Origin of the sequence: Paracoccus sp. 08, assembly GCF_024105395.1 — a bacterium.
GTDB lineage: Bacteria > Pseudomonadota > Alphaproteobacteria > Rhodobacterales > Rhodobacteraceae > Paracoccus > Paracoccus marcusii.
This window is the reverse complement of the sequence record NZ_WEKR01000010.1, coordinates 71,346-83,866: the sequence shown is the minus strand read 5'-3', so window position 1 is coordinate 83,866 and position 12,521 is coordinate 71,346. Positions and strand designations below refer to the sequence as shown.

Sequence of the window (12,521 nt, the reverse complement as noted above, 5' to 3'; positions counted from 1 at the left end):
CATCAACTGGTTTGGCGTCTGGTCCATCTTTCACCACGAGATGATGCGGTTCTTCCGCACCATCTGGCAGTCGCTGGCATCGCCCGTGCTGTCCACGGTGCTGTATTTCGTCGTCTTCGGCGCGGCCATCGGCGGGCGCATCCAGTCGGTCGAGGGGGTCGAATACGCGGCCTTCATCGTGCCGGGCCTGATGATGCTGACCGTGCTGCAGCAGGCCGTCAGCAACGCAAGCTTCGGCATCTATTTCCCCAAGTTCAGCGGCACGATCTATGAATACCTGGTGTCGCCCGTCGGCTGGATCGAGGTCACGATGGGCTTCGTCGGCGCGGCGGCGGTCAAGTCGATCCTGATCGCGCTGGTGATCCTGCTGACCAGCTTCGTCTTCGTCGGCGTCCACATCCTGCACCCGTTCTGGATGGTGGCCTTCCTGGTCCTGTCGTCGATCGGCTTCAGCCTGCTGGGCTTCATCATCGGGCTGTGGGCCAAGTCGTTCGAACAGCTGCAGATCGTGCCGATGATGGTCATCATGCCGCTGGTCTTCCTGGGCGGCGCCTTCTATTCGGCCAGCATGCTGCCGCCCTTCTGGGAGGGCGTGGCCAAGCTGAACCCGGTCCTCTACCTGATCTCGGGGTTCCGCTGGTCGTTCTTCGGACTGGCCGACGTGCCGGTGGGGGTGTCGCTGGTGGCGGTGGGGATCATGGTCGTGATCTGCCTGGCCATCATCCGCTGGATCTTTGCCACCGGCTGGCGCCTGCGCGACTAGGGGCGCAGGCTGCCGCAGATCCGCGCCTGCGGGTCCAGACGCACGTATTCGCGGGCCGAGATGATCTTCATCTCCATCGAGCGGTTCCAGCCCCCGAACCACCGCTCGCGGATGCCGCCACGATAGAAGTTGCCCATGATCTGATCGACATAGGGCGGGATGATCTGGGTGCCCTGGATGCGCGGCGCGTGAAACCCGATCCGCGCCTGCGGCCCCAGGCAGGCATTGGGCATCGTCGTCAGGATCGTGCAGGCCGACCGGCAATATCCGCGGATGCGCACCGTGCGGCCCGACGATGCCAACTCCTGCCGGGTCTGCACCATCTCCAGCACGTTGCCGCCGCGGTTGTTCCACACGTCGATGAACTCTCCCGCGCGCTGGATGCCTTGCGGCTGCTGGGCCAAAGCGGGGGTCGCGACCGTCAGGGCGGCGGCAAGGATCAGGGCAAGGCGGCGGGGTTTCATCATGGCGACATCTGGTCCTTTTTTCGGGCGGTGGTGAAATCACGTTCCGGCGACGACGGGCATCGGGAACGCGCATTGCCGTGAACCGGTTGCCCGTGGGGGACGTTGGGCCCGCGAACCCATATCGGAGAAGCCCATGTTCCGCCTGCTCAAGCTGTTTGCCATCTTCAAGATGATCCGTCGTTTCATGGGCCGCCGCTGACCGCGGAACGGACTTTCCCCGCGATCCAGAATCGCTTATGTGCGGCGGATGCAGCAGAACCCGCCCGAACTTCGCCCCGACCTTGCGCGTGCGCGCATCCCGGATGACCGCCGTGACGGTCAGCCGACCATCGGCATGGTCAGCCTTGGCTGCCCCAAGGCGCTGGTGGACAGCGAACGCATCTTGACGCGCCTGCGGGCCGAAGGCTATGCAATCAGCGCCGATTACCATGGCGCGGATGCGGTGGTGGTGAACACCTGCGGGTTTTTGGACAGTGCCAAGGCAGAGAGCCTGGATGCCATCGGCGAGGCGCTGCGCGAGAATGGCCGCGTCATCGTCACCGGCTGCCTGGGGGCGGAACCGGATTACATCACCGGCGCGCATCCCAAGGTTCTGGCCGTGACCGGTCCGCATCAATATGAACAGGTGCTGGACGCGGTCCATGCCGCCGTGCCGCCGCAGCCCGATCCGTTCATCGACCTGCTGCCCGCCAGCGGGGTCAGTCTGACGCCGCGTCATTACAGCTATCTGAAGATCTCGGAAGGCTGCAATCACAAGTGCAAGTTCTGCATCATCCCCGATATGCGCGGCCGTCTGGTCAGCCGCCCGGCCCATGCCGTGGTGCGCGAGGCCGAGCGCCTGGTGCAGGCCGGGGTGCGGGAACTGCTGGTCATCAGCCAAGACACCAGCGCCTATGGGCTGGACCTGAAGCACGCGACCGACCGGGGGCACCGCGCCCACATCACCGATCTGGCGCGCGATCTGGGCAGCCTGGGGGCCTGGGTGCGGCTGCATTACGTCTATCCCTATCCGCATGTGCGCGACCTGATCCCGCTGATGGCGGATGGCCTGGTCCTGCCCTATCTGGACATCCCGTTCCAGCACGCCCACCCCGACGTCCTGCGCCGCATGGCGCGCCCGGCGGCGGCGGCCAAGACCTTGGACGAGATCGCCGCCTGGCGCGACATCTGCCCCGACATCACCCTGCGCTCGACCTTCATCGTGGGCTATCCCGGAGAGACCGAGGCAGAGTTCCAGACCCTGCTGGACTGGCTGGACGAGGCGCAGCTGGACCGCGTCGGCGCGTTCCAGTACGAAAACGTCAAGGGCGCGCGGGCCAACGACCTGCCCGACCACGTGCCCGCCGAGGTCAAGCAGGACCGCTTTGCGCGGTTCATGGAAAAGGCCCAGGCCATCAGCGCCGCCAAGCTGGAGGCCAAGGTCGGCCAGCGCATCCAGGTGATCGTCGACGAGGTCGACGAGCGTGGCGCCACCTGCCGCACCAAGGCCGACGCCCCCGAGATCGACGGAAACCTGTTCATCGACGAGGGGTTTGACGCCCTGTCGCCGGGCGATATTGTGACCGTGACGGTAGACGAGGCGGGCGATTATGACCTTTGGGGAACACTTGAGCGCTGACGCCCTGTCGCGCCTGGTCACTACGCTGACGATCAGCCCGGCCTTCGATCCCCAGGGCCAGCCCCGCAAGCCCGGCGCGCTGTGCATCGGCGCGCAGAAGGCCGGGACCAGCTGGCTGGCCCAGATGCTGGGCCAGCATCCGCAGGTCTGGATCCCGCCGTTCAAGGAGGTGCAGTATTTCAACCATCTGCACATCCCCGAACACCGCCGCTGGATCGCCTGGCATTACCGCAACAAGCCGCAGGAGATCCGCGACCGCCACAAGGTGCGCAAGGTCGAGCTGCAGCCCGAGCTGGACGCCTATCTGACGGCCATCACCAGCGGCAAGATGTTCCACAACCAATGGTACAAGCGCGTCTTCGCCCCCGCGCCCGAACACGCGATGCCGATGGATTTCACCCCGGAGTATTCCGGCCTGCCGGACGAGGGGGTGCAGGCGGTCCGCGACCTGCTGCCCAAGGCGCGCGTGATCTATCTGATCCGCCACCCCGTCGATCGCGCCATATCGCAGCTGCGCATGAACCTGCGCCGGGAAAAACGCGTGCCCGTGACCGAGGCCGACTGGCTGGCCGAGGTCGCGAACCCGGTCCTGGACGAACGCGGCGACTATGCCGCCTATCTGCCGCGCTGGCTTAGGCGCTATCCCGACATGCTGGTCCTGCCCTTCGGTCGGATCGCGCGCGCGCCGCACCGGGTGATGGACGCGGTCGAGGCGCATCTGGGGCTGGGCCCCTGCTTCTACGCCAACCTGACGCAGAAGGTGTTCGCAAATCCCGACGGCCCGATGCCGCCCCCCGCGGCCATCGCCGCGCTGGAGGCGCGCCTGGCCCCCCAGATGGACGCCCTGCGCGACATCATGGGCGGCGATTTCGTGGACGAGGTGCGCTGATCTTCCATCGGACGCCCGTTTCCCTTACAAAGCGGCAAATTCACAGGAGTTTCCGATGGCGTCCTATCAGTTCGTCTACCACATGGACGGCGTGTCCAAGACCTATCCCGGCGGCAAGAAGGTGTTTGAGAACATCAAGCTGAACTTCCTTCCGGGCGTCAAGATCGGCGTCGTCGGCGTCAACGGATCGGGCAAATCCAGCCTGATGCGCGTGATGGCCGGCATCGACAAGGATTTCACCGGAGAGGCCTGGGCCGCCAAGGGCGCGACCGTCGGCTATCTGCCGCAGGAGCCGCACCTGGACGAAAGCCTGGACGTGCGCGGCAACGTCATGCTGGGGGTCGCGGCCAAGCAGGCCAAGCTGGACCGCTATAACGAGCTGGCGATGAACTACTCGGACGAGACCGCCGAGGAGATGTCCGCCCTGCAGGACCAGATCGACGCCGAGAACCTGTGGGACCTGGACAGCCAGGTCGATGTCGCGATGGAGGCCCTGCGCTGCCCGCCCGACGACGCCGATGTCAGCACCCTGTCGGGTGGCGAACGCCGCCGGGTCGCGCTGTGCAAGCTGCTGCTTGAGGCGCCCGACATGCTGCTGCTGGACGAACCGACCAACCACCTGGACGCCGAGACCATCGCCTGGCTGCAAAAGCACCTGATCGAGTACAAGGGCACGATCCTGATCGTCACCCACGACCGCTATTTCCTGGACGACATCACGACCTGGATCCTGGAGCTGGAGCGCGGCCGCGGCATCCCGCACGAGGGGAACTATTCCTCGTGGCTGGACGCCAAGGCCAAGCGCGTGGCGCAGGAGGCCCGCGAGGACAAGTCCAAGCAGAAGGTCCTGGAGAAGGAACTGGAATGGATCCGCGCCGGCGCCAAGGCCCGTCAGGCCAAGCAGAAGGCCCGCGTCAACGCCTATAACGAGATGGCCAACAAGACCGAGAAGGAGCGCATCACCAGCGCCCAGATCATCATCCCGAACGGCGAGCGCCTGGGCGGCAAGGTGATCGAGGTCATCGGCCTGAAGAAGGCGATGGGCGACAAGCTGCTGATCGAGAACCTGGACTTCACCATCCCGCCCGGCGGCATCGTCGGCGTGATCGGTCCGAACGGCGCGGGCAAGTCGACGCTGTTCCGCATGCTGACCGGCCAGGAGCAGCCCGACGAGGGCACGATCACCCTGGGCGAGACGGTGCAGCTGTCCTATGTCGACCAGTCGCGCGACGCGCTGGGCGACAACCACAACGTCTGGGAGGAGATCAGCGGCGGTGCCGAGCTGATCGCCCTAGGCGACGCGACGATGAACAGCCGCGCCTATTGCAGCGCCTTCAACTTCAAGGGCAGCGACCAGCAGAAGAAGGTCGGCACCCTGTCGGGCGGCGAACGCAACCGCGTGCACATGGCCAAGCTGCTGAAGTCGGGCGGCAACGTGCTGCTGCTGGACGAACCGACCAACGACCTGGACGTCGAGACGCTGCAGGCGCTGGAGGCGGCGCTGGACGACTTTGCGGGCTGCGCGGTGATCATCAGCCACGACCGCTTTTTCCTGGACCGTCTGTGCACGCATATCCTGGCGTTCGAGGGCGACGCGCATGTCGAATGGTTCGAAGGCAATTTCGAGGCCTATGAGGAGGACAAGATCCGCCGCTTGGGCCCTGATTCGGTGAACCCCAAGCGCGTGAAGTACAAGAAGTTCACGCGCTGATCGCACCTGTTGCGGCAATGAAAAAGGCGGCCCCCGCGGGGGCCGCCTTTCGCGTTCGGACCGTTTCGATCAGAACCGGAACGAGGCGCGCACCTGCACCATGTCGGTGTCGAGGTCGAGGCCCGACACGTCGTTGACGTCGTCGAAGTCCTGGCGGGTGTATTCCGCGCCCAGGGTCACGCGCTCGGTGACCTTGAAGTCGGCGCCGATGCCATAGGTGAAGGCGGTTTCCGACAGGTCGTCCGCATCGACATGGGCAGCGCCCAGAGAGACGTAGGGCATGAAGCGGCCCAAGTCATAGCCCGCGCGGCCGCGCAGCCGGACCAGGTCGCCTTCGCCGGCCTCGTCCAGGTCGATGCGGTTGTAGTCCAGCTCGCCGCCGAGGACGAACTGGCCGAAATCGCGGTTGTAGCCGCCGTGCACGCCGTAGGCGTCAAAGTCGCTTGACACGCTGTCGCCGTCGAAGTTCACGTCGGCATCCCCCTGGCCGTACTGCAGACCGGCATAGAAACCGGTCCAGTCGGATACGGGTGCCGCGACGGGGGCGACGACGGGTGCGGGGGCGGGCTCGACCACGGGGGCGACATAGCCGCCGGCATGGGCGGTGACGGCGAACAGGCTTGCGCCCAAAGTTGCGAATGCAAGTTTCATGATGGGGGTCCTTCTCAGTCTGATGACGGGGCAGATCTAACCGTCTGTCCCTGCTGCCGAAAGGTTGACGCCCGGATTGCCCGTGTGCGGCGTTGCATGGTCGCAACCACAGGCTTGTGAACCCGCGTGAGCGACGCCAGCCGAACCCGTGCGTGGGGCCGCAAAGGAGGCCTGTGCCGATCACGACCTGCCGCCAAAGCCAGGGCGCTCAGGCCGAGACGCGCGGTTCACCGCCGGCGCGGACCTTGTCGAGGCCGTGCGCCTGTCAGGATGTGACCTGCCGGGCCCCGCCGCAGGACCGCTTGCCGGTCATGGCCGGATTGGTCGGCAGGGGGGCATCTGGGGTGCGGGCGTCCTGGGGGGCGGGGATCACGATGGGCGCGGGTGCCGGGGCCTGGGGCGGCCCGGTCTGGGCCCAGGCCGCAGGGGCGGTCAGGGCACCCAAGGCCAGCGCGGTCAGGAACGATCGGGGCATGGGACAGTCCTTTCGCAGGGGACGATTGTCTCAGGGTGCGCCCGAATCACGCTTCCGCAAAGCGGAAAAACCGATGGTCTCAACGCGTCTTTCCGGAAAAGCCCGGCGGGCGGCGGGCGATCCAGGCCCAGAACGGGGCCAGGTCGGGATGGGCGCGCAGCGCCTCGACCGTGTTCACGTTTCGCGCCAGCTCCGTCTCGCGCAGGGTCTTGTGGATCGTCTTGTGGCAGATGTGGTGCAGCAGCACCGTAGGGCCCCCCTTGCCGCCGCGCAGCTTGGGGATCAGGTGATGGCGGCTTTGCGGCACGTCGGGCGGGATCGGGCGCAGGCACAGCGGGCAGACCGGGTCGGGGTCTGACGCCATCGTGACCTCTGGTTCGGTATATCTGGATTTACGCATCTGTCCGCCGTCGGTTAGGCCGAAGGACATCTGACCCCGGACCCGCCGAAAGGACAAGCCATGCCGACCCGCCGCTTTCTTCTGGCCTCTGCCGGCGCCTTCGCGGCGATGCCCGCCTTTGCGCAGGACCGCCCCAACCCGATGCCCGATGAGTTGCGCCAAGCGCTGGAACGCGACCCGACCGCACCGGTGCTGGGCAATCCCGACGGCAACATCACCCTGACCGAGTTCTTCGATTACAACTGTCCGCACTGCAAAACGATGCTGCCGCTGATGTCGGAACTGGTCCGGTCGGACCCACAGCTGCGGGTGGTGCTGCGCGAATGGCCGGTCTTCGGTCCCGGATCGGAATTCGCGGCGCGCGCGTCGCTGGCGACGCTGCCCACGGGGAACTACTGGCGGCTGCACGCCGCCCTGCTGGGCATGCGCGCCCGCGCCGAGGAGGCGACCGTGATGCGCGTTGTCCGCGATCTGGGCCTGGACGAGGCCGCGATCCGCACGGGCATGCAGGCCGATACCGTCGAACGCCACATCACCTACAGCCACCTGCTGGGCGACCACATGGGGCTGATGGGGACGCCAAGCTTCATTTGCGGGGACGAGGCCGCGTTCGGCGCGATGACGCTGGAGGAGCTGCGCGCGTTGGTCCAGCGCGGACGGCGGACGATGGGGGTCTAGTCCCCCGCCGGGTCACGCCGACCCCACGCGGCGTCCTGCATCTCGCGCAGGCGGGATGCGGTTCGTTCGAACTCGAAGCTGCCTTCGCCCTCGTTGTACAGCTGTTCGGGCTGGTCCGCGCCGCTGGCGATCAGCCGGACCCGCGCCTCGTAAAGCGCGTCGATCAGCGTCACGAAGCGCTTGGCCTCGTTATAGTTCGACGCCGACAGCCGCGGCACGCCGTCGATCAGAAGCACGTCGACCGCCCGCGCCACCGCCAGGTAGTCCGCGGGCCCAAGCGGCTTGCCGCACAGGTCCCAGAAGCTGGACCGTGCCGCGCGCCCGACATGGGCGGGCAGGGTGACCTGGCGCCCCTGCACGGTCAGGACCAGCGGTTCGGGCGTGGCGTCGCCGGTCAACTCGGCCCAGACGGCGTCCAGTTCGGCCCGTGCCGCCGCATCGGCGGGGGCGAACCAGACCTGACCGCCCTGGCGGTTCTGGCGATAGTCGGTGCGGCTGTCCAGGCAGACCACCTCCATCCGCTGGCGGATCAGCGCGATGAAGGGCAGGAACAGCTGGCGGTTCAGCCCATGCTTGTACAGGTCGTCCGGTTCGCGGTTCGACGTTGTGACCACCGTCACCCCCTGGTCGAACAGAACCTGGAACAGCCGCCCCACGATCATCGCGTCGGCGATGTCGGTGATCTGCATCTCGTCAAAGCACAGCAGGCGGACTTGGGCCGCCACGGCCTCGGCCACGGGGCGGACGGTGTCCTGCTCGCCGCGCTTGCGCGCCTCGTTCAGGCCGGCCTGGATCTCCTGCATGAATTCGTGGAAATGCACCCGCCGGGTGGGAATGTCGCCGGCCGCGTCGGCCATCAGGTCCATCAGCATGGACTTGCCGCGCCCTACGCCGCCCCACAGATACAACCCCTGCACCGCGGGCACCGGATCGGGGCTGCCCACGCCCAAAAAGGCCCGCCACGCCGATCGCGGCTTCTGCGGCGGTGCCGCCTGCAGCTGATCCAGAACGCGGTCCATGTGCGGCAGCACCGCTGCCTGCGCGTCGTCGTGGCGCAGCGCGCCCGATGCGATGCGCTGGCGGTAAAGATCGCTGACCTTGCCCATGGCGTGCCCTTGTCCTGTGACCGATGCACCCCTGCCACGGCGCGGCCCGTGCCCGCAAGGGTCTGCGGCCTTGACCGCTGCGGCGTGGCCGTGCGACGCCCGACGCGATCCCCGCTGACGAAGGTGCGCCTATGACCGACCTGCCGATCCTGTTCGTGATGGCCGCCCAGCCCGAATACGGCCCGGCCCTGCGCGCGCGCATCCAGCCGCTGATGACCGGCATCGGCCCGATCGAGGCCGCGGTCCAGCTGACCGCCGCGCTGGCCCGCATGGACCGGCTGCCCCGGCTGATCGTGTCGCTGGGGTCGGCCGGGTCCGCGCGTCTGGCCCAGACCGAGGTCTATCAGGTGGGCGCCGTCGCCTGGCGCGACATGGATGCCAGCGCGCTGGGGTTCGCGCGGGGCTGCACGCCGCTTCTGGACCTGCCGCGGGTGATCGACCTGCCGCACCGCATCCCCGGCCTGCCGGTGGCCAGCCTGTCCACTGGCGCCGACATCGTCAGCGGCCCCGCCTATGCCGCGATCGAGGAGGACATGGTCGACATGGAGACCTTTGCCCACCTGCGCGCCGCCCAGCATTTCGGCGTGCCGCTGATCGGGCTGCGCGGCATCTCCGACGGGGCGGCCGATCTGGGCGGGATGGACGACTGGACCCGCTATCTTCAGGTGATCGACGGCAAGCTGGCCGCGGCGGTGGACCTGCTGCACAAGGCGCTGGCCCAGGGGCGGCTGGTCCTGTGACAGGGCGCACGCTTGTCCTTGGGGCGGCGGCCCCCTAAACCGGGGCGGCAACGGACAAAGACGGGCAAGCATGGCACGCGGCGCAAGCAATCTGGAAGACCGGCCCACCAGCCGGCGGGTGGGGGCGCTTGGCGCGCTGTGGCCGTTCGTCCGGCCCTATCGCGGGCAGATGGTGCTGGCGCTGGTGGCGCTGGTGCTGACATCGGCGATCAGCCTGATCCTGCCGCTTGCCGCACGCCGGGTGGTCGACAATTTCGACGACGGCGCGGGCCTTCTGGACAAGTATTTCGGCGCGGCCCTGATGATCGTGGCGCTGCTGGCCCTGGGCACGGCGGCGCGGTACTTCTTCGTGACACGGTTGGGCGAACGGGTCGTGGCCGACATCCGCAAGGCCGTCTATGCCCGCGTGATCACCCTGTCGCCCGCCTTCTTCGAACGCGTGATGACGGGAGAAATCCTGTCGCGCATCACCACCGACACCACGTTGATCCAGTCGGTCGTGGGGTCGTCGCTGTCCATCGCCCTGCGCAACATGCTGATCCTGGCGGGGGGCATGGCGATGCTGGCCTGGACCTCGGTCAAGCTGATGGGACTGGTGCTGCTGATCGTGCCCGCCATCCTGATCCCGATCATCGTGCTGGGACGCCGCCTGCGCGCCCTGTCGCGCGCCAACCAGGACTGGATCGCCGCATCCTCGGGCACAGCGTCCGAAACACTGCTGGCCGCCCAGACCATCCAAGCCTATACCGCCGAGGCGCGCAGCATGGTGCGTTTTGACGACGTGACCGAACAGTCCTATGTCGTGGCCCGCACCCGTATCGGCACCCGCGCGGTGATGACCGCCATCGTGATCTTCCTGATCTTTGCGGGCGTGATCGGCGTGCTGTGGGTCGGCGCGCGCGACGTCCAGGACGGGGTGATGACCGCGGGCCAGCTGGTGCAGTTCGTGATCTATGCGATCCTGGTCGCGGGCGCGGCCGGCGCCCTGTCCGAGATCTGGGGCGAACTGCAACGCGCCGCCGGGGCGACCGAACGCCTGGCCGAACTGCTGTCCGCGACGGACACGCTGACCGATCCGGCGCGCCCGGTGCCCCTGCTGCTGCCCGTGCGCGGAGAGATCGTGCTGGAGGGGGTGGCCTTCAGCTTTCCCTCGCGTCCCGACGCCCCGGCCCTGCACGGGATCGACCTGACCATCCGGCCGGGGGAGACCGTGGCGCTGGTCGGCCCGTCTGGGGCGGGCAAGACGACCGTGATCCAGCTGATCCAGCGGTTCTGGGACCCGCAATCGGGTCGCGTGACGATGGACGGCACCGACCTGCGCCAGTTGGCGCGCGTCGATCTGCGCAGCCATATCGCGCTGGTTCCCCAGGACCCGGTGATCTTTGCCGCATCCGCCGCCGACAACATCCGCCTTGGCCGCCCCGACGCGACCGACGCGCAGGTGCAGGCCGCGGCGCGCGCGGCGCATGCGCATGACTTCATCGCGGCCCTGCCGCAGGGCTATGATACCGCGTTGGGCGAACGCGGCGTGATGCTGTCTGGCGGTCAGCGCCAGCGCGTGGCCATCGCCCGCGCGATCCTGCGCGACGCGCCGGTCCTGCTGCTGGACGAGGCGACCAGCGCGCTGGATGCGGAATCCGAATCGCTGGTCCAGGCCGCCGTCAGCCGCCTGGCCGAGGGGCGCACGACCGTCGTCGTGGCGCACCGCCTGGCGACGGTCAAGAAGGCCGACCGGATCGTGGTCCTGGATCAGGGCCGGATCGTGGCCACCGGCAGCCATGACGAACTGGTCGCGCAGGGCGGGCTCTATGCGCGCCTGGCGCGGATGCAGTTCACCGACGGGCCGGGCGACAGGACGGTCGACCCCGCCTAGCGCGGGGCGGCCAGCACCATCGCCCAGAACACCGTCCGCCCGTCCGCCGCCAGCGCCTGGCCGATGCCCACGTGGCGCACCCGCGCATGCAGCATGTTCGACCGGTGCCCCGCCGACCGCGCCCAGCTGCGCATCGCGGCGCCCGCGTCGCGCTGGCCCGCGGCGATGTTCTCGGCCACGACGGAGGCGGCATAGCCCGCCGACCGGGCGCGCGCCTTGACGCCCCCGCCGCCCCGATGGCTGAGCCTGCCGCGGGCGGCCATCTCGCAGGCCTGGCGGGTCGCCGCGGCCGTCAACGCGGGATCGACTGTCACCGCGCCCAGCCCGGCCTGGGCCCGCATCTGGCTGACGGAGGACGCGATCGCTTGGCTGGCCCGGGGCGGGGGCGTGGCGCAGGACGTCGACGCATGGGCCGGCCATGCGCCGGCCACGATCAGCGCCAGCGCGGCGATGCGGTTGAAATGTCGGGTCATCCGATCCTCGTCTTTGTGGTCATCCGAACGGGTCGGGCCGCAGGTCATGCCCGCGGCCTAACGGGGGGCCGCATAGACGGCGGCCCAATAGGTCGTGCGCCCATCCTGGGACGTCGCCTGTCCCACGCCGAAATCGCGCACCTGCGGCAGCATGATGTTGGCGTGATGCCCCGGCGAGGCCGTCCATTCCGACAGCACCCGCGGCAGCGAGAACGGCCCCGCGGCGATATTCTCGGCCGAGACGGTGGGCTGATAGCCTGCCTGCTTCAGGCGCATGGCGGGTCCGGTGGTGCTGCTGCCCAGATGGGTCATGCGCCCGCGCTGCGCCATGTCGCAGGCATGGCGCGCCGCGACCCGGGCCAGCCGGGGGTCGGCACGCAGKGGCGTCAGGCCGGCGCGGGCCCGCGCGCGGTTGGTCACCTGCGCGGCCATCGCGTTCCGGTCCGGCGCCGTCGCGCCGCATTGCGCGGGTCCGGGCGGGCCGACCTGGACCGCGTGGGGGTCGTGTCCCACCGGCGCCTGCGGGGTCGCCGTGCATCCCGCCAGCAGCGCCGCGCCCAGGATCATCAGCGATCCCCGTCCGTATCCTGTCCAGTTCGTCATGCCCTGCGGTGACCCCGTTTCCAAGCGCGCCTTGGTTCTTATAGCCGCCCCGGGTTAACAAGCGCTTTCGCCCC

Annotated in this window: 14 protein-coding genes; 7 read left to right on the top strand and 7 right to left on the bottom strand. The window is 68.2% G+C overall.

All coding sequences use genetic code 11. The annotated features are described in order from the left end of the window. Window position 1: 1 nt before the first annotated feature. A complete protein-coding gene (locus GBO37_RS05520) occupies window positions 2-763 on the top strand; it encodes an ABC transporter permease (RefSeq protein ID WP_045983333.1) in 762 nt (253 codons plus the stop codon). Here the strand turns inward: GBO37_RS05520 and GBO37_RS05515 are convergent. Next, a complete protein-coding gene (locus GBO37_RS05515; protein WP_239441348.1) occupies window positions 760-1,230 on the bottom strand; it encodes a hypothetical protein in 471 nt (156 codons plus the stop codon). The genes GBO37_RS05520 and GBO37_RS05515 overlap by 4 nt on opposite strands. A gap of 247 nt (window positions 1,231-1,477) precedes the next feature. Here GBO37_RS05515 and rimO point away from each other — a divergent pair, with 247 nt between their 5' ends. From rimO to ettA, 3 genes are read left to right on the top strand one after another with little or no spacing between them, the layout of a single operon-like run. Beyond that, window positions 1,478-2,848 carry a 30S ribosomal protein S12 methylthiotransferase RimO gene (rimO, locus tag GBO37_RS05510; RefSeq protein WP_194886387.1) on the top strand — a complete coding sequence of 457 codons (1,371 nt, stop codon included), beginning with the start codon at window positions 1,478-1,480 and terminating at the stop codon, window positions 2,846-2,848. Beyond that, a complete protein-coding gene (locus tag GBO37_RS05505) occupies window positions 2,838-3,737 on the top strand; it encodes a sulfotransferase (protein WP_252927706.1) in 900 nt (299 codons plus the stop codon). Before rimO ends, GBO37_RS05505 begins: the two co-directional genes overlap by 11 nt. Window positions 3,738-3,792: 55 nt before the next feature. After that, complete coding sequence (gene ettA, locus GBO37_RS05500; RefSeq protein WP_045983314.1) at window positions 3,793-5,448, top strand: energy-dependent translational throttle protein EttA; 1,656 nt, start codon at window positions 3,793-3,795, stop codon at window positions 5,446-5,448. A 69-nt stretch (window positions 5,449-5,517) separates the two neighbouring features. Here ettA and GBO37_RS05495 read toward each other — a convergent pair whose 3' ends face one another. The 3 genes from GBO37_RS05495 to GBO37_RS05485 form a co-directional block, all read right to left on the bottom strand. Beyond that, the gene (locus GBO37_RS05495; protein ID WP_045983313.1) at window positions 5,518-6,099 is read right to left on the bottom strand and encodes an outer membrane protein; all 582 of its coding nucleotides are present in this window, start codon (window positions 6,097-6,099) and stop codon (window positions 5,518-5,520) included. Window positions 6,100-6,364: 265 nt separating this feature from the next. Then, window positions 6,365-6,574 (bottom strand): hypothetical protein, encoded by a 210-nt coding sequence (locus GBO37_RS05490; RefSeq protein WP_045983312.1) that lies wholly within the window; start codon window positions 6,572-6,574, stop codon window positions 6,365-6,367. Window positions 6,575-6,653: 79 nt separating this feature from the next. Further along, entirely contained in the window at window positions 6,654-6,974 is a 321-nt protein-coding gene (locus GBO37_RS05485; protein WP_252927704.1) for an HNH endonuclease, read from the bottom strand. Window positions 6,975-7,034: 60 nt separating this feature from the next. Here GBO37_RS05485 and GBO37_RS05480 point away from each other — a divergent pair, with 60 nt between their 5' ends. Further along, complete coding sequence (locus GBO37_RS05480; protein ID WP_127897333.1) at window positions 7,035-7,652, top strand: DsbA family protein; 618 nt, start codon at window positions 7,035-7,037, stop codon at window positions 7,650-7,652. Here the strand turns inward: GBO37_RS05480 and zapE are convergent. Further along, window positions 7,649-8,758, bottom strand: coding sequence for a cell division protein ZapE (gene zapE, locus GBO37_RS05475; protein WP_045983309.1), 1,110 nt, complete (start codon window positions 8,756-8,758; stop codon window positions 7,649-7,651). The genes GBO37_RS05480 and zapE overlap by 4 nt on opposite strands. Before the next feature lie 131 nt (window positions 8,759-8,889). Between zapE and GBO37_RS05470 the strand changes: the two genes are divergently transcribed. Beyond that, window positions 8,890-9,498, top strand: a complete 609-nt coding sequence (locus tag GBO37_RS05470) for a 5'-methylthioadenosine/S-adenosylhomocysteine nucleosidase (RefSeq protein ID WP_252927702.1) — start codon at window positions 8,890-8,892, stop codon at window positions 9,496-9,498. Between the two features lie 70 nt (window positions 9,499-9,568). Then, window positions 9,569-11,371, top strand: a complete 1,803-nt coding sequence (locus GBO37_RS05465; RefSeq protein WP_252927700.1) for an ABC transporter transmembrane domain-containing protein — start codon at window positions 9,569-9,571, stop codon at window positions 11,369-11,371. Here GBO37_RS05465 and GBO37_RS05460 read toward each other — a convergent pair. Together GBO37_RS05460 and GBO37_RS05455 are read right to left on the bottom strand one after the other, a co-directional pair. After that, a complete protein-coding gene (locus GBO37_RS05460; protein WP_164871356.1) occupies window positions 11,368-11,844 on the bottom strand; it encodes a CAP domain-containing protein in 477 nt (158 codons plus the stop codon). The two genes, GBO37_RS05465 and GBO37_RS05460, sit on opposite strands and share 4 nt — an antisense overlap. Window positions 11,845-11,901: 57 nt before the next feature. Continuing rightward, the gene (locus GBO37_RS05455) at window positions 11,902-12,447 is read right to left on the bottom strand and encodes a CAP domain-containing protein (protein WP_252927698.1); all 546 of its coding nucleotides are present in this window, start codon (window positions 12,445-12,447) and stop codon (window positions 11,902-11,904) included. Window positions 12,448-12,521: the final 74 nt, after the last annotated feature.